Below are 17683 nucleotides of genomic sequence, written 5' to 3'. Positions count from 1 at the left end.
TTTAAATTATCATCATATTTAAAATGAGGTATCTTATCTTCCCCATCTCATCGCAATGGCTCCCCAGGTAAGACCTCCGCCAAAGCCGACCATCACGAGCAAATCATCATCTTTAATTTTACCCGCTTCCAGTTCTTCCACCAATGCAATTGGAATAGACGAAGCAGAAGTATTTCCGTATTTATCCACTGTTTTCGACATCTTCTCAACCGGAAGTTCCAGTCTTTGGCGGGAAGCTTCCATAATGCGGATATTTGCCTGATGAGGGATTAGGAAATCTACATCCTCTTTGGATAATCCAGCTTTATCAAGTACGTTGATGCAGCTTTCACCCATTTGGCGAACCGCAAATTTGAACACTTCACGTCCATTCATAATGATATATTCATCCTGATATAAATGTTTTGCGCCTGTGCCATCTGCACCTAATTCAAATGATAATATCCCCCGTCCATCTGAGACTGGGCCTATTACAGCTGCGCCTGCTCCATCTCCAAATAAAACGGCAGTATTACGGTCATTCCAGTCTGTAATTTTGGAAAGCTTTTCAACACCTACTACCAATACATGTTTATATGTTCCTGTTTCAATAAACTGTTTTCCCGTTATGATACCATACATAAAACCTGCACATGCAGCGCTAATATCCATTGCCGCTGCCTTGTTTGCATTTAATCGCTCCTGAAGCATGCAGGCAACAGACGGAAACGGGTAATCCGGTGTAACCGTTGCAACTAAAATAAGGTCTAAATCCTCTGCTTCTATACCTGCATTTTCCAATGCTTTAAGTGCTGACTCATACGCCATATCAGATGTATCTATGCTGTCATCCGCAATTCTTCTTTCCTCAATTCCAGTCCTGGTCCGAATCCATTCATCAGAAGTATCAACTATTTTCTCCAAATCTGCATTTGTTACCACTTTTTCAGGAAGATATCTTCCGATTCCTATAATTCCAGCATTCATGGAGTTCCACTCCCTTTCATATTTACAAACCCATAAGCGTTCTCTATTTATATATTATTATCAATTATTATGACTTGGTACTAATTTTATCAAAAGTATATATAATAACGCAACACTTTTTACCTTCCCTCACTTATTACTGCACTAATGTCTATACCCAGTTAATTTTTCTTCATATGCTGTTATATAGGCAGCTGAAAGGAGGAAATCGGCATATGCTTGATAATGATGATAAAGCCAAAGAAAATACAGGAGACCCTTTAACCCATTTTCTGTTTGGTGAAAGAGTAAGAAGACATGAGCCAGCTGAAGTCGAAAAAGTATCCAATAGAAAAGCTGAAGAAGCTAAGGGGATAGAAGACTGGCTTTTCGGCGGCAGGGGCAGGAGCAGAAATGCACATGAAGCTGACGAATGGCTGCTTGGCGGTAAAAGCAGAGAAACTCATGAAAGTGACAATTCCCCTAACGAAAATGGAACCAATATCCTGAGCAATATCAACTTGGAGGAACTAATGGGCAACATTGACACTCTCATGACTTCAGCTCATCAGTTAAAACCATTGCTGAAAAAAGCAGGGCCTTTGCTGGAGATGTTTTTGAAGAAGTAGGGGCTGGGGCAATATCTTATACGTCAACTTTAGAATATATCCTTTTTTTATCTGGTCCATCACCGGATAGATTTAAAGATTTTAATATCCTATATGCTGTATGCCTGGATTCGAGATTTAAATAATCCCGGCATTCTTTATTTGTTATCTTTGAATTAAAAAGCAAAAAATAATCAGTTATTGCTTCCATATGACTCGTTCTTGAAATCATTTTACATTTAAGACAACACCATTTTCCGTCTTTCCTCACAACAGAAATGATTGGCAGGAATGACATTGAACACCCCTTAGTAAATCCTTTCGACTGATACCGTAAGTATTTAGAATATCATTATTAAGAGGACTATTTTTGCACATAATCTTTTCATTCAGCCTATTTATGTCGTTTGGCCATAATATTTGTTTGTTATATTTTGATTTGGCATCAATAAGTCTATCAATTATTTTTTCAGTATGAACAACTCTTTTCAAAATAAAGTTATTCTCTTTCTCTGTTTTTATATAAGTAGCAGGGTTAGTAATAGTGACAAAATACTCTATTGGGAAATCTGGAAACTTTTCTTTTAAAGCCACTCTTTGAATTGATAAACTTGACGCAATACCTGCGAAACTGGATTAGGTATCACTTTTTCCTTCTGTCCGAGTTTTTGAATTACTTGATCAGATATTGGTTCAAAATATAGAGTTCCAGAATAATTTTTGACTTCGATATATTACTGCGCAAAATGGGGTAATAAGCAGGGAGTCGATTTGAAAAGGAGTATGAAGGATAAGACGAAGATCATTATAAATTCTAAAATCTTTACCTGGGAGAAAACTAAAATAATAATCCAGCTGCTTCTCTCCATTAAAACCTAATAGCCCGTTTCTATAATCGGCTTCTATTTCTCCCCTTTTCCGATGGTAATCAGGCAATCTGCGCAGCAGTGCTTCCATCTGTAAAATTCTTAGCGGCTTTGATCTAGACTTCATTAACATAGCAAACCTCCTTTGGAATTTTTATCTCGAAAGTTATGAATTCGGTATGGATACTGAATTATCCTTTAATATGTAAATTTAATGTGCCTCTTCTCTTTTCTATAATGAATTACTTCTCTGTGCATAGGCTCATCGTCTATTGTTACGGCCTTTTTAATTTTGAGGATGGACCTTAACGTTTCGGCGCGGTTTCTGCCCGGTTCGGCGTGGGCTCCTTCTTTTTGCGCGCGGATTTTCCTGGTTTACGCGCTCACTGCTCCTTTTCGCGCGGGCTCTTGGGGTTTGCGCGCGGGTTCTTCCCGGTTCGGCGCGGACTCCTTCCTTTTGCGGATTCTCCTGGTTTGTGCGCGCGTTCTTCCCGATTTGGCGCGGGCTCCTTCCTTTTGCGCGCGGATTCTCCTGGTTTAGGCGCTCACTGCTTCTGTTCGCGCGGGCTCTTGGGATTTGTGTGCGGGTTCTTCCCGTTTGCGCGCGGACCCCTCCCTTGATTCTTCCCGTTTCAGCGCGAATCTTCTTGACTAGCAGGAGATCTTCTTTTTTCTCACGATCCCAAACAAAAAACCAGCCTAATGGCTGGTTCACTCACTCTCTTTCAAAGCATCCGCTTTGCCCATTTCGTAGGCTTCGTTCATGACTTTAGTAAATAGGTTCATGAATGGCTGGATCATTTCCATGGATAGTTCAATGCCTGCATCGTCGAGCTGCTGTTTGGCTTCTGGCAGGTATTTCATGGCGATTTGCATGAATTCCATATTTTTTTCGTTTAGCTGCATCTTGTAGTACCTCCTATGTATAGAAATTACTCGTTGGGCAGTTTGCCTGTTTTTTTGTAATTCTCTATGGCGGCGTTTAATTCTTTTTTGAATTCTTCGTCAACGTCAGGGCTGAATTTCCCGAGTGAAATAACTTCATCCTGGAAATCGAAAGTTAAATTTCCTGATTCCAGTTCGCCATCGTTGAATTTTTCTGCCACAAGTTCATACAAAACATCGACATGCTGAACCGTACTGGTCAGGACGACTGATTCACCCAGATCAGACTGGTCGGAAATATAGCCGATGGCATAGAGCCCTTCCTCTTTTAGTTTCTCAATGACAGGAACATTATACCCATCTCCAGCGGGATAGACAACATCTGTCTTATTGGCAATCATTTTGTCTAAAAGAGCTATGGCTTTATTATCATTGTCCCAGTTGCCGACATATTGGATTTGCACGTTTATCCCTTCATCAATTTCGCTTACACCTTGATAAAAACCTTCTACCTCCGGCTGCCATTCAAAAGCTGCGAGTATTCCTATATTATTGGTTTTCGTCATATGACCTGCAACCATGCCCCCGAAGAATCCCATTGCATAGGCTTCAAAATTCAAGCTGGTGGTGTTTTCATTTTTGGCATCTCCATTAAAGCTAACAAAATGAATGTCAGGATATTTTTTAGAAATGTTATTAAAGTATGCTGCATATTCATTGCCATGTCCAAAAATAAGGTTTACACCTTTTTGATCAAACTCTTTAACAGCTCTTTCAACAACCATCTCAGAATTCATGCCCTCTTTATAATAAACCTCCACATTATAATGGGATTGAATCTTTAACATGCCTTTATAGCCTTTGGTCCCCCACACCTGATCATTGACGGTATCAGGCACTAATAATCCAGCTTTTTCAAGTTTTCCTGTAGACATCGCTTGTCTGCAGGAGGCCAATAAAAGAAGGCACAAAAGAAGGATCCCGAATTTCACTAAAGTCTTATGCATCTCCTTTTTCTCCGCCTCTCTGTCTTTCGCTTCATACTAATGGTATGACCGGTTTATTTTACCAGACTAATTCAATTCTACCTTGTCTGTATGTTAATTGAAAAGTTTTTTTTCTTGTTTAGAAACCATCCGGGCTCTCTATAGAAAGAAAATGGCTTCTTTGCTTCTCAAGCCCTTCGGAGAATTTCACGGAACACATAATCGCTTTTTCAATTACTTTTCCTTTTGCCAGATCGGGACTGCGCCAATTTTCATTATAGTCAATCGAAAGGTATTCTGCACATTTTTTCCAATGCCCATTAACGCTGCTCATTAATAGGCAGGATTCTCCTAAAGGCTTATCTGCACATTTCGATAAGAAACTGATGAGATCCTCAATGAAAATAGCGTCATGTATCCATTCCCTTTCATTTATTATTACTCTTTTTCCATTGGCAAGAGCCTGGTGAAAACTAAATTCTTCTGGCTGCCAGGGACCGTATATGGCAGGCAGGTAAAAGCATGAAACTGAAATATTGTTTTCTCTAAGGATTTCAATAGCATCTTCCAAGCAGCTGTGTGTTCTGCTGATGTCTTTAAGCCACTGAATAGGGAGAAGGAATGCAATTTTCACTTGCAGGTCCTTGAATACAGGCAAATTTTTTATAAGAAATTCCTCAATAAGCTCCTTCTCCCTTAAAGAGGCGAGCTCATTCTTTATATATAAATCGTATATATCTATAAAAATTACATCATTTTTTATTATTTCTCTTTTAGAATTAATCCATGATGAATAATTTTTTTCATAGAAGTTGGCATTCCTTCCGATTGCCAGGCGTTTTTCACTGATTAATGCATCTTCTTTTTCCTTGTTGAAATGAATTCCATCTATCTCGCAGCCCTGTTCAAGCAGATGCTTGCACAGGCTGAATCCTATAAATTCAAAAGTTCCTACTATTACTGCCCTGTCCATTTTCACTCCTCCTTAGAAGCATATTAATGTATACTATGCTTCAGGGATTGTCTTTATTTCTTGGCGGAATGGCAGCAGATTTTTATAGAACTTTTTCATATTTTCTAAAGAAGTTTGTCATTTGAGAAGACATTCGCTGTTTTTTATCTGGTAGGATATAAAACACAGAGATAGGGCTATTTTCATTTTCCCATTGTATTGATCGTTTCTTTAAATAATCTGATTGCTTGTAAGCTCTTCCGCCAGCCAGTACCTGAATGATTCTGACTGGAACTTTAAGGCCCGTTGTAAGGTTTTTTTCATGTCTGATGAGCAGGTCCGCTATTTTCTCCGTTTCTATTTCATATGAAACTGCCAGCTCTTTTAATAGTTTCTTGTAAAAAAACTTATGCTCCTTTTCCTGATCAAGATGATGCTTTAGTGAAAGGATGGGATTGATTAATACGGCTGAACGGATTAAATCGCTCATTTCATGCAATAATCTAAGGGCTACCAATGCCCCCATGCCCTCAGCAATAATATGGATCTTTTCGTTAATAATTTCCGTTCGCAGAATATGTTCATACAAGCCTTTAGCCTTATCGACAGCCTGATCGTTTCCCCAGTGCCTCCCGTAAAGATTTGAATAAAAAATCGTATAGCCATCTTCCCTGAGCTTCTTAATTAATGAATATTTCCCTTCATTTTGAGTCCAAAAACTGCAGTTTCTGTCAACAAAGTGCCGATCATCCCCAATAATCAGGATACCGAAACCACTAGGTTTATCTGGGTAATGAATCATGCACCATTCTGTATCCAGCTGGAAGTTCCGGCTTTCCATAGTAAAACTCCTTTGCAAGTTTGTTCATAATAATGTATGTGAGTAAAATTAAAATGAATGGGGGATTTGCCTAGTTTCAGACAAGTTCATTATGAAGCTGGCTGCATCCAATCAGAGATCTGAAAAGTACATGTATAGGATGTAAAAATAAATTTATTTCTTTAATAGCTTATGCTAATATGAAAAGGGATTAATTATGTTAGAGGTGAAATAGATGAGATACTTTTGGACATTTTTCTGGACTTTCCTTCTTGTTCAAATGTTAACGTACGTAGTTTCTTCAATGCTTGGAGCGCCTTACGATTTTGTAACCGGCACCATTCTGGCGGTTGGAACAACTGTTTTAATTTTTGTTGTCGCTTCCATCATTCCTGAAGGTCCTGTTGAGAAAGAAGGTCTTCATTAATCTGCAGCTTATGCATGAAATGAAAAGAGTCATCCTGATTGATTCAGGATGATTCTTTTCATTTGCGGACTTATTTTACCAGCAATTCAATTTTGCCGTTATCTGCAGATATGACAACTTCACTGTATTCTTTAATTTCACCTGCGATTATTTTGCGGGCAAGTGCTGTTTCAACGTTCCTTTGAATAAAACGTTTGAGCGGCCTTGCTCCATATATGGGATCAAATCCGTTTTCTGCAATATATTCTTTGGCATTATCATTTATACTCAACTTAATATGCTGATCAGATAATCTTGCTTGAAGCTGAATAATTAATTTTAAAACAATACTCTTTATTTCATTCAGAGCTAAAGGCTTAAACAGAATAATTTCGTCCACTCTGTTCAGAAACTCTGGACGGAAATGGCTCCGCAGCTGATCAAGTACTTTGTCTCTTGTTCCTTCAGATATTTCTTCTTCACCAGCAGAACGTTCCAGAAGAAAATGGGAGCCAATATTGGAAGTCATAATGATAACCGTATTTTTAAAATCAACCGTGCGTCCCTGTGAGTCAGTGATTCTTCCATCATCAAGCATCTGCAGGAGGATATTGAATACTTCAGGATGGGCCTTTTCAATTTCATCAAGCAGGATTACTGAGTATGGCTTCCTTCTGACAGCTTCTGTCAGCTGACCGCCTTCCTCATATCCTACATACCCCGGAGGAGCACCAATCAATCTTGATACAGCATGTTTTTCCATATATTCGGACATATCAATTCTGATTATTTGTTCTTCACTATCGAATAATGACTGTGCAAGTGCCTTAGCCAATTCTGTTTTTCCCACCCCAGTTGGGCCCAGGAAGATGAAGGAGCCAATGGGGCGATTCGGATCCTTAATTCCTGCCCTTGCCCTAAGGACAGCATCTGACACAAGCTGCACAGCTTCTTCCTGGCCAATCACTCTTTCATGAAGGATGCTTTCAAGGCGAAGCAGCTTTTCACGTTCTCCTTCAACAAGTTTAACCACTGGAATACCTGTCCACCTTGCCACAATGCCTGCAATTTCTTCTTCTGTGACTTCCTCTCTCAGCAGCCGGTCCCCTTGATTCCCGTTAACTGCATTTTCAACCTCTTTCAATTCCTTTTCTAAAGAAGGGATTCTTCCATGACGCAATTCGGCAGCTTTATTCAAGTCATAATTATTCTCTGCTTCTTCCAGTTCCCGGCGCATTTTCTCAAGCTGCTCCCGTTTTTCCTGGACTTTCTGGATTCCTTCCTTTTCAAGCTGCCATTTTGCTTTCATGCTGTTAGCCTGGTCTTTTAATTCGGCCAGTTCTTTTTGAAGGTCTGCAAGTCTCTTCTTGCTTCCTTCATCACTCTCTTTTCGTAAAGCTGCTTCTTCTATCTCCAGCTGCATGACCCTTCTTGTAACCTCATCCAACTCTGATGGCATTGAATCGATTTCCGTCCTGATCATGGCACAAGCTTCGTCAACCAAGTCAATCGCTTTATCAGGAAGGAACCGGTCTGTAATATACCTGTCTGACAAGGTTGCGGCAGCCACAATAGCCCGATCGTGGATATTGACACCATGATGGATTTCAAAGCGCTCCTTCAGCCCTCTGAGAATTGAGATTGTATCCTCTACATCCGGCTCCTGCACCAATACCTGCTGAAAACGCCGTTCCAGAGCCGGATCTTTTTCGATATATTTGCGGTGCTCCTCAAGTGTGGTAGCTCCTATACAGTGCAATTCTCCCCTTGCAAGCATGGGCTTCAGCATATTCCCTGCATCCATTGCTCCTTCTGTCTTGCCCGCTCCCACAATGGTGTGAAGTTCGTCAATAAAAAGAAGAATTCTTCCTTCGCTTTTCTTAACCTCATTTAATACAGCTTTCAGTCTTTCCTCGAATTCACCCCGGAATTTGGCCCCGGCAATTAAAGCGCTCATATCAAGAGCAAAAATGGTTTTATCCTTGAGGCCCTCAGGCACATCTTTACGTACAATTCTTTGTGCCAATCCTTCGACAATCGCTGTTTTTCCTACCCCAGGTTCGCCTATTAAAACTGGATTATTTTTGGTTTTTCTTGAAAGGATGCGAATAACATGCCTGATTTCACTATCCCGGCCAATTACAGGATCCACTTTCCCCTGTTTCACCTCTGCAACAAGATCTCTTCCATATTTTTTTAAAGCCTCATATGTTGATTCCGGATTTTGCGATGTCACCCTCTGATTCCCCCTAATCTCCTTAATCGCCTGCTCCACTAATTCTTTATTGATTCCGTATGACTTTAAAACTGCTGCCGTTTCGGTTTCCGCTGCTGCAGCAGCCATGAAAACATGCTCAACTGACATGAATTCATCCTGAAATATCTTCATATAATTTTCTGCTTCCGCCAGCACCCGCTGCAGTTTACCGGTTATATACAATTTTCCATGTTCCGTTCCTGAACCGGACACTTGCGGTTTTTTCCTCAGTGCTTCTTGCATTTTATTATTAAAAGAATCAGCCGGAATCTGCATTTTTGACAGTATTAATGATATCAGGCTGTTTTCCTGTCCCATTAAAGCCAGGAATAAATGTGCTTCATCCACCTCCTGATGCTGCTCGCGCAACGCTATGGACTGTGCATTTAATAATCCTTCCTGAAGCCGCTCTGTCATCCGATTAAAATCCACTATGCAACCTCCTTTTTGACCTTTTTTGACCTTTAGTTTTTATTATAATCCATTCTTTTCATATGTAAAGTTTCCAGCAGTTTATTCTCAGTGTAAAAAGCCATCCGCAATTGGGATGGCTCTATTTTTATACTATTTCACCATCTTCTTTATCAATAATCAAAATCAAGGCTTTCTTTTATACGTCCAAAGCCGGTTATGATTGGATGTTTCCGGAAATTGGTCCCCAGCTCTCATTTTGAGCATTTGAGGATTATTGACGTTACTTCCCGTTTCGCCAATTTCTATATAAATTCCATTATTAGGCGCTTTCTGGCCAGGCTTAAATTGTCTGTTTTGCCCCATGCTGAATACCTCCTTTAATCGTAAATCACTTATTATTATTTCCACTCTTTCATCTCTCATGAGGGAAACTATTGGCATCGCATAAAAGCAATGAAAAGGATATCACTTTACTCTGCTCTCCTTTTTATAGTTAAATGGGGTGTATGAGATTTCATTATGGAGGATTTACTTGTGACAGATTTTCTGATATTGCTTAAATACTTGTTTTTGGGATTATTTCAAGGATTTACAGAGCCTATTCCCATTTCATCGAGCGGGCATCTGGAGATTGCACAGCACTTTTTCGGCCTTGACATTAAAGGCCTTAGCTTTGCACTCCTTGTAAATACTGCCTCATTATTAGCTGTGCTGCTTATATACAGGGAAGATATTATGAGACTCATGCGGAATGGCCTTGCATACATTACAACTAAAGATAAACAGACAGAACCAGACTTTCGGTTTATCATTTACTTGATTATTGGAACCATTCCTGCAGGTGTCATCGGCATTTTATTTGAGGATTTTATCGATTTGCACTTTGCAAATATAAAAACAGTTGGGATTACTCTTATCGTGACAGGACTTGCACTGTGGCTGATCCGTAATTTACGCGGACGGAAAAATGATGCTGAATTATCTTATAAAGATGCAATAATTGTAGGACTTGCACAGGCAGTTGCCCTGATACCGGGAATCAGCCGTTCCGGTGCCACCATTGTAGCCGCCATGGGTCTGGGGATGAAACAGGAAACAGCTTTAAGGTTCTCTTTCCTTTTATATATCCCTGTAAGTGCCGGCGGAATGATACTGGGGTTCAACGACATTTTAACAGATCCCAATTTAACTAAATTGGCATTGCCCTATACAATAGCCTTTTTTGCATCATTGATTGCATCTTACTTTTCGCTGAAATGGTTTATGAATATTATGGCTAAAGGGAACTTGAAGTATTTTGCGATTTACTGTTTTATTGTTGGACCGCTTGTTTATTTCTTATCTTAATGAAAAAGCCTTCTCAGCGCTGAGAAGGCTTTTTCATTATAATATTTCTGAAAGAATGGCTTTTTGAACATGAAGTCTGTTCCCAGCCTGTTGAAAGACAGCGGAATTGTTTCCATCAATAACTTCCGCTGAAACTTCCTCACCGCGATGAGCAGGAAGGCAATGTAAAAAGACGTAATCTTTTTTTGCTTTTTGGACAAGATATTCATTAACCTGAAAATCAGCAAAGTCTTTCAGCCTCTGTTCATTCTCAGTTTCCTGTCCCATGCTCGTCCAGACATCTGTATAGATGGCATCGGCATTAGCAGCCGCTTCTCCAGGGTTAGATGTTACGATTACTTTTGACCCGCTTTGTTCTGCAAACTCTTGTGATTGCTTGAGAACAGATTTATCTGGTTCATACCCTTCAGGACAGGCAATCGTGATATTTACCCCCATCTTGGCAGAAGCAATCATTAAAGAATGGGCTACATTATTGCCATCGCCTACATATACCAGGTTTTGGCCTTTTAACTCCCCATTTTTCTCTTCGATTGTAAGGAGATCGGCAAGAGCCTGGCATGGATGATAAAGATCGGTCAAGCCGTTAATAACCGGAATGTCCGCATGATGAGCCAGTTCCTGGATCTTCGCATGGGAGAATGTGCGTATCATAATCGCATCAACATATTGTGAAAGCACTTTAGCTGTATCCGCAATGCTTTCTCCTCTTCCCAGCTGCAGATCCTGGCTATTTAAATATAATGCATGGCCCCCAAGCTGCAGCATCCCTGCTTCAAAGGAAACTCTTGTACGTGTAGATGACTTTTCAAAAATCATGCCAAGAATTTTGCCTTTTAGGATGGAAGTTTCTGCACCCTGCAGATGAGCTTCTTTTAATTGCTTTGCTTTTTCCAGCAGCCCCTTAATTTCCTCTGATGAAAAGTCAGCAAGTGTTAGAAAATCCTTTCCTTTCAAATTTAAACCCTTATCAGCGGCCTGAATTGAAATCATAAGACGCCCACTTCCTTTTCTCCAAATTTGTTTTTAATGCCCAGCCAGTCATCAATGGATTTAACATCCCATTCGCCTGCTGACATTGATTTTAATAATGCAATAAGCGTTTCTTTTTCACTGAAAGTCAAAATTCTGTTTTTGATTCCCATTTCTCTCATTCTCTTATCTTCTTCACTCATGCCAGGATTATATAAAGCAAAGGTTTCCTGGGTGTTCCAATCCATATTTTCTTGATTCAGAAAAACAGGCACAACATTAGCCTGATTAACATAGTGAGTTAATTCTTCTGTTTCTGGAGAGTTTGCTATTACGACACATTTGCCTTTAGCACTATTTAAGCCAGCATGGAAAGATTTTCTGATTGCTGCCTCATAATTTGGTGCCAGTGAAATCCCCTCTCCTGTTGATTTCATTTCAGGACCTACCTTGCTGTCCAAACCCTTTAATGCATAATTTGAGAAAACCGGGAATTTCACACATACAAATGGGAGTTTCGCCGCACCCGGCATTTCATCTTTCGACAAATTATATTTCCCAAGCAATATTTTTGTCGCAATCTCCACCAGCTGCACGCCTGTGACCTTGCTGATAATTGGTACTGTTCTGCTCGCGCGAGGGTTTATTTCAAGAATAAACACCTCTTCGCCATTAACGATATATTGAATATTCATGAGTCCTTTATACTGGAGCTTTTGCACAATGGCTTTTGCATAGGCTAGCATTTTATTCTGAACATCTTCTGAAAGATTTTGCGGCGGGAGAACGGACATGCTGTCGCCAGAGTGAACACCCGTTTTTTCAATATGCTCCATAATTGCAGGTGCACAGATATGATTTCCGTCAGCTGCCAGATCAAGCTCAGCTTCTGATGCATGAACGAATTGATCAATTAAAATCGGATAAGGGACATCACCTTTCGTTAAATAACTCTCCAGCTCAGATGATGAAGCAATACGTTCCATTCCTCTGCCGCCAATAACATAGGATGGGCGGACAAGAATCGGGAATCCAATGTTTTCGGCTGCTTCTTTCAGCTCTGCTTCTGAGTGGACAACATCTCCTTTTATCCTCGGGATATTCAAATCATCCAATAGCTGATAAAAAAGCTTCCGGTCCTCTAATGCATCAATGGTATTTGAGTCAGTTCCAAGCAGGGTAACGCCATAAGCTTCAAGATCGGATGCCAGATTCAGAGCTGTCTGCCCGCCAAGCTGCACAATGACATCTGAAATTCCTTCTGCTTCAATCACATTCAAGATATCCTCAAGAATTAACGGTTCAAAATAAAGTCTGTCAGCGGTTGTATAATCCGTACTTACCGTTTCAGGGTTGTTATTGATCATGATTGTCTCAACGCCTTCATCTTTCAGAGCAAACACTCCCTGAACGGAGCAATAATCAAATTCAATGCCCTGGCCAATTCTGATGGGGCCGCTTCCGATAATCAGGACTTTCCTCTTATCACTCTTCACTTGTTCATTTTCGCCAAAGTAACTGGAGTAATAATAATTAGATTGTGCTTCAAATTCAGCAGCGCATGTGTCAACCATTTTATAGGCTGGTAGAATTCCAGCCTTTTTGCGTTTGTCCCTGACTGCTTTCTCCGCAACTTTCCATTCCAATGCAAGAAACTTATCACTGAAGCCCTTTTCCTTAAATAGCTGCAGCTCTTCTTTTGTTGCTTCATCAAGTGTTAAGGCAGAGATTTGTTTTTCCAGTTTTACCATTTCATTGAGTATATTGAGATAGAAATAATCTATTTTCGTAATTGAGTGTAAAGCTTCCACTGAATAATTTCTCCGGAGTAATTCAATCACGGTAAAAAATCTTTCATCAGTCTGCTTTAACAGAAGTTCCTCAAGAAAGGCATTCGATTTAGCTGATAAGCCAGGTGATTTTAAATCATTTTCCTTTACTTCAAGTGAATGGATTGCCTTTAAGAGAGCGCGTTCCAGATTCCGGTCAATGCCCATTACTTCTCCGGTTGCTTTCATTTGCGTTCCGAGCTTGCGGTCTGCAGAAGGAAATTTATCAAAAGGCCATTTTGGAAACTTAACGATGACATAATCCAGAGCTGGTTCAAAGCTAGCAAATGTATCTCCTGTTACAGGGTTGATAATTTCCGATAAGGTGTACCCGACGGCAAGCTTTGCAGCCATTCTGGCAATTGGATACCCTGTTGCTTTGGATGCAAGGGCAGATGACCTGCTGACTCTGGGATTAACTTCAATCAAGTAATAATTCTTACTATGCGGATCAAGGGCAAACTGAATGTTGCACCCGCCAATAATACCAAGCTCTGAAATGATCTTAATTGATGCTGATCTCAGCATCTGATACTCATCATCTGTTAAGGTTTGTGAAGGTGCGACAACAATTGAGTCACCAGTATGAACCCCCACAGGATCAATATTTTCCATATTGCAAATAGTGATGCACGTATTCTGTGAATCCCGCATGACCTCGTATTCTACTTCCTTAAATCCTGCTATGCTTTTTTCAACCAGGCATTGGCTGATCGCACTCTCTTTTAAGCCGCCCTGCACCAAAGACGTCAGTTCATCAAAATCTCCTGCTATGCCTCCGCCTGTTCCGCCAAGAGTATAAGCTGGACGGACGATAATAGGAAATCCAATTTCGCGGGCAAACTGGATGGCTTCTTCCACTTCATGGACAATGATGCTTTCAGGAACAGGTTCGTTAAGCTCATGCATCAGCTTACGAAAAGCTTCCCGGTCTTCACCTTTCTTTATGGATTCAATACTGCTTCCCAAAAGCTTCACTCCATAACGTTCAAGCACACCTGATTCACTAAGTTGAAAAGCAAGATTCAACCCTGTCTGGCCTCCCAGTGTGGCAAGCAGGCCATCGGGACGTTCTTTTTTTATAATTTTCTCAAGGCTGTCAGCTGTCATCGGCTCGAAATAGACTTTGTCAGCAAAAGCTTTGTCAGACATGATGGTAGCCGGATTGTTATTCACAAGGATAACCTTATATCCTTCTTCCTTTAATGCTGCGCAGGCCTGTGTTCCTGCATAATCAAATTCTGCTGCCTGCCCGATGACAATAGGGCCTGAGCCGATTACTAATATGGATTGGATACTGGTGTCTTTAGGCATAAGCGAAAACTCTCCTATTCTCCTCTTGAATCATGTTCATAAACTCATCAAAAATATAATCACCATCCGCAGGTCCCGGATGGGCTTCCGGATGGAATTGCACCGTATGGATTGGCAGCACCTTATGCATTAGTCCCTCAATTGACTGATCATGAAGGTTTACATAGCGGGTTTTAAACCCTGTATCTTTTATGCTTTCTTCATCAACCACATAGCTATGATTTTGTGATGACATAAAGACAGTGCCCTTCTTCATGTCCGCAATCGGGTGGTTGGCACCCCTATGGCCAAAGGACAGTTTCTTTGTGTTGCCTCCAAATGCTAAAGCTGCCAGCTGGTGGCCAAGGCAAATTCCCAATGCCGGATACTGCTCCAGCACCTTTTTTAATTCCGGGAGGATGCTTTTTAATTCTTTTGGATCTCCAGGTCCGTTTGAAAGCACCACACCGTCTGGATTTAGTTTTTTTATCTGTTCAAAGCTTGTATTATAAGGAACAGATGTAACCTTGCACGCTCTTTTCAGCAATGAATCCACAATTGATTTTTTAGCTCCAAAATCCATGACAACTATATGAATGCCGCCCTCTCCAAAGCACTCCATAGTTTGTGATGATACTTTACAAACTTTTTCATCTTTTGGAAGCAGCAATCCGGCTGCTGCCTTTTCCGAAGAAGACATTTTTGCCGGCATGCTGCCTTCAGAACGGATTTTCTTTACAATGGAACGGGTATCCATATGCCCTAATAATGGAATATTCCATTTCTGAAGGTATTCCTGAAGCGAATAAGCCGATTTGTAATGCGAAGGATTTCTGCTTCCTTCATATACAATAACCCCGGCCACATGAGGCTTCTTACTCTCAAAATCAGACTCATTTATTCCGTAATTTCCGATTAAAGGATACGTAAATACAATAATTTGGTCCTTATAAGAGGGATCTGTCAATACTTCCTGGTAGCCTGTCATTCCTGTAAAAAAAACGATTTCCCCTTCTATATCCTTTTCAGGCTTCTCTGTGAGCCATTTGCCCTTATAGGAATGGCCGCTATTTAAATGTAGGTATCCTTCCATTATCAACACCTCTAAGCTATCTGTATATTTATATAACTTCGTTAATTTTTATTCATTTATTTGAAAAATAATACAGCCTACACAGCTGATTTTGAAAATTCCTTTAGTGTGGATTGCAGAATTTGTATCGCTTCATCCATTTCAGATTTTGATGCTGTCAGCGGAGGCAGCAGCCGCAAAACATTTTCTCCTGCAGGCAATGCCAGCAAGCAATTGGCTCTTAATTCCTTCAACAATGATGGAAGGGGAATATCTGATTCAATACCGACCATCAGACCAAGAAAGCGAATCTCCTTAACAGCTGCAGTCTGTTCAAGCGATTCTGCCAATCTGTCAGCAAGATATGCACTCTTTTCCTGAACGCCTTGTAAAAAATCATCATTAAATATTGTGTTCATGGTAGCAATAGCTGCGGCAATGCTGATCGGGTTCCCGCCAAATGTTGATCCATGGCTACCTGGCCCAAAAACTCCTTCTAATGCTTTTTTTCCAATCACAGCGCCTATTGGCAATCCGCTTCCCAAGCCTTTAGCTGCGGTTACGATATCGGGAGAAAGGTCAAAATGCTGAAATCCAAAGGCTTTACCTGTTCTGCCTATGCCGGTCTGAATTTCATCTACAATCAGCAGCGCTCCATATTCTTTGCAAAGCTGCTCTGTTTTTGTTAGAAACTCCTGATTCCCAATGTGAATCCCGCCTTCACCCTGTACAATTTCCAGCATAACTGCCGCTGTTTCCGCATCAATCTCATCCTTCAATGCATTAATATCATTAAAAGGAACATACTTAAAAGTCTCAAGCATGGAACCATAGCCTTTTTTAATTTTTTCCTGGCCCGTTGCGGCCATAGTGGCAAAGGTTCTCCCGTGGAATGATTGCTGAAAAGTAATGATTTTTTTCCGTCCCGAAGCTTTTCTTGCAAGCTTTATCGCTGCTTCATTTGCTTCTGCTCCACTGTTGGCAAAGAATACGAGGTCCATGCCCGCAGCTTCAGAGAGAGCCTTTGCTGCAGCCTCCTGCTGATCCTGCATAAATAAATTGGAAACATGCCAGAATTTATTCAGCTGCTCATTGATTGATTCTTGTACTGCTGCTGGACGGTGACCAAGATTGCAGACTCCGATCCCTGATGTGAAGTCCAAATAGCGTTTCCCATTTTTATCAATAAGATAGCTTCCTTCTGCTTTTTCCGGCTCCACTTCCCACCGGGCATACGTTGGAAATAGATTACTCAAGTTAAAACCTCCTTCTTGGCAGATACATTCGTACCGATCCATATGCCTTCCTCATAAAACTTTTCTTTTCCTGATACAATCATTACGCTATTTAGCCCTTTGCTGATTAGGTTCAAGGCAGAGGTAACTTTAGGAATCATTCCGCCTGTAATTTTTTTATCGTTAATATGCTGTTTAATTTCATCCGCGTCAAGCTGGGGAGAGAGGTTACCGTCAATGAAAATTCCTTTTACATCAGTTACAAAGATGCAATGTTCAGCTTTAATCGCATTGGCAACGGCTGCCGCCGCATAATCGGCATTGATATTCAGTTTCGTGCCGCCTTCTGCAGCTGCAATAGGAGTAATGACAGGGACCAGATCTTCGTTAAATAACATTTCCAGTACTGACTGATTTACAGACGTTATTTCACCAACAAGTCCAAGCTCATCCTGATTGATAAATTCTGCCTTTAGTAATCCCGCATCACTTCCATTTACGCCAAACCCTCTCAAACCATGCAGTTCGATCATTGAGGTAAGCTTGCGGTTGGATTGTCCTGACAAGACCATCTCTGCTACCTCCAGAACTTCCGGAGTCGTTTTTCTTAGCCCATTGACAAATTCATGAGGGATATTATAAAGTTCCAGCATGCTGTTAATTGCGGGGCCGCCTCCATGAACAAAAACAATCTGGTATCCTTCATTCTTTAACACTAAAAGACTATCAAAAAAAGCTTCTCCCAGCTCTTCCATTACACTGCCTCCGCACTTAATGACTATACTTTTCAAATGGC

General features: G+C 40.7%; 17 protein-coding genes. 3 read left to right on the top strand and 14 right to left on the bottom strand.

Annotation, left to right across the window (positions count from 1 at the left end):
* Positions 1–33: 33 nt before the first annotated feature.
* Positions 34–966: a beta-ketoacyl-ACP synthase III gene (locus JI665_RS01300; protein WP_206835283.1), complete on the bottom strand. Its 933-nt coding sequence runs from the start codon at positions 964–966 to the stop codon at positions 34–36.
* A gap of 215 nt (positions 967–1181) precedes the next feature.
* Between JI665_RS01300 and JI665_RS01295 the strand changes: the two genes are divergently transcribed.
* Positions 1182–1574 carry a hypothetical protein gene (locus JI665_RS01295; protein WP_206835281.1) on the top strand — a complete coding sequence of 131 codons (393 nt, stop codon included), beginning with the start codon at positions 1182–1184 and terminating at the stop codon, positions 1572–1574.
* Between the two features lie 563 nt (positions 1575–2137).
* Here JI665_RS01295 and JI665_RS28840 read toward each other — a convergent pair.
* From JI665_RS28840 to JI665_RS01270, 6 genes are all read right to left on the bottom strand, one after another.
* Complete coding sequence (locus JI665_RS28840) at positions 2138–2227, bottom strand: hypothetical protein (protein ID WP_312886136.1); 90 nt, start codon at positions 2225–2227, stop codon at positions 2138–2140.
* A 19-nt stretch (positions 2228–2246) separates the two neighbouring features.
* A complete protein-coding gene (locus tag JI665_RS28455) occupies positions 2247–2552 on the bottom strand; it encodes a nuclease-related domain-containing protein (RefSeq protein WP_280516051.1) in 306 nt (101 codons plus the stop codon).
* Positions 2553–3130: 578 nt separating this feature from the next.
* Positions 3131–3325: a ComZ family protein gene (locus JI665_RS01285; RefSeq protein ID WP_206835278.1), complete on the bottom strand. Its 195-nt coding sequence runs from the start codon at positions 3323–3325 to the stop codon at positions 3131–3133.
* Positions 3326–3351: 26 nt separating this feature from the next.
* A complete protein-coding gene (locus tag JI665_RS01280) occupies positions 3352–4311 on the bottom strand; it encodes a BMP family ABC transporter substrate-binding protein (protein WP_206835276.1) in 960 nt (319 codons plus the stop codon).
* Positions 4312–4429: 118 nt separating this feature from the next.
* The gene (locus JI665_RS01275; protein WP_206835275.1) at positions 4430–5263 is read right to left on the bottom strand and encodes a hypothetical protein; all 834 of its coding nucleotides are present in this window, start codon (positions 5261–5263) and stop codon (positions 4430–4432) included.
* A gap of 82 nt (positions 5264–5345) precedes the next feature.
* Positions 5346–6083 (bottom strand): serine aminopeptidase domain-containing protein, encoded by a 738-nt coding sequence (locus tag JI665_RS01270; RefSeq protein WP_206835274.1) that lies wholly within the window; start codon positions 6081–6083, stop codon positions 5346–5348.
* Positions 6084–6297: 214 nt separating this feature from the next.
* Between JI665_RS01270 and JI665_RS01265 the strand changes: the two genes are divergently transcribed.
* The gene (locus JI665_RS01265) at positions 6298–6489 is read left to right on the top strand and encodes a YjzD family protein (protein ID WP_206835273.1); all 192 of its coding nucleotides are present in this window, start codon (positions 6298–6300) and stop codon (positions 6487–6489) included.
* Between the two features lie 70 nt (positions 6490–6559).
* On the opposite strand, the gene clpB is transcribed toward JI665_RS01265, so the two are convergent.
* Both clpB and JI665_RS01255 read right to left on the bottom strand, forming a co-directional pair.
* On the bottom strand, positions 6560–9157 hold the full coding sequence (gene clpB / locus JI665_RS01260; protein ID WP_206835272.1) for an ATP-dependent chaperone ClpB: 2598 nt from the start codon (positions 9155–9157) through the stop codon (positions 6560–6562).
* A 165-nt stretch (positions 9158–9322) separates the two neighbouring features.
* Positions 9323–9502 carry a YjzC family protein gene (locus JI665_RS01255; protein WP_009331234.1) on the bottom strand — a complete coding sequence of 60 codons (180 nt, stop codon included), beginning with the start codon at positions 9500–9502 and terminating at the stop codon, positions 9323–9325.
* Positions 9503–9673: 171 nt separating this feature from the next.
* Between JI665_RS01255 and JI665_RS01250 the strand changes: the two genes are divergently transcribed.
* A complete protein-coding gene (locus JI665_RS01250; RefSeq protein WP_414635257.1) occupies positions 9674–10486 on the top strand; it encodes an undecaprenyl-diphosphate phosphatase in 813 nt (270 codons plus the stop codon).
* Between the two features lie 36 nt (positions 10487–10522).
* Here the strand turns inward: JI665_RS01250 and argF are convergent, their stop codons facing one another.
* The 5 genes from argF to argB all read right to left on the bottom strand — a co-directional run bounded on the left by argF (position 10523) and on the right by argB (position 17678).
* Positions 10523–11479, bottom strand: a complete 957-nt coding sequence (argF, locus tag JI665_RS01245) for an ornithine carbamoyltransferase (RefSeq protein ID WP_206835269.1) — start codon at positions 11477–11479, stop codon at positions 10523–10525.
* Positions 11476–14601, bottom strand: coding sequence for a carbamoyl phosphate synthase large subunit (locus JI665_RS01240; RefSeq protein WP_206835265.1), 3126 nt, complete (start codon positions 14599–14601; stop codon positions 11476–11478). The genes argF and JI665_RS01240 overlap by 4 nt, the downstream gene beginning before the upstream one ends.
* A complete protein-coding gene (locus JI665_RS01235) occupies positions 14594–15673 on the bottom strand; it encodes a carbamoyl phosphate synthase small subunit (RefSeq protein ID WP_206835262.1) in 1080 nt (359 codons plus the stop codon). Before JI665_RS01235 ends, JI665_RS01240 begins: the two co-directional genes overlap by 8 nt.
* Positions 15674–15750: 77 nt before the next feature.
* Positions 15751–16908, bottom strand: a complete 1158-nt coding sequence (locus JI665_RS01230; RefSeq protein ID WP_280516050.1) for an acetylornithine transaminase — start codon at positions 16906–16908, stop codon at positions 15751–15753.
* Positions 16905–17678, bottom strand: coding sequence for an acetylglutamate kinase (argB, locus tag JI665_RS01225; RefSeq protein ID WP_206835254.1), 774 nt, complete (start codon positions 17676–17678; stop codon positions 16905–16907). Before argB ends, JI665_RS01230 begins: the two co-directional genes overlap by 4 nt.
* Positions 17679–17683 lie beyond the last annotated feature (5 nt).

The sequence above is a fragment of the Bacillus sp. NTK034 genome (assembly GCF_017303275.1).
GTDB lineage: Bacteria > Bacillota > Bacilli > Bacillales > Cytobacillaceae > Cytobacillus.
Note: the sequence above shows the minus strand (reverse complement) of the source record. Positions and strands in the feature narration are given on the sequence as shown.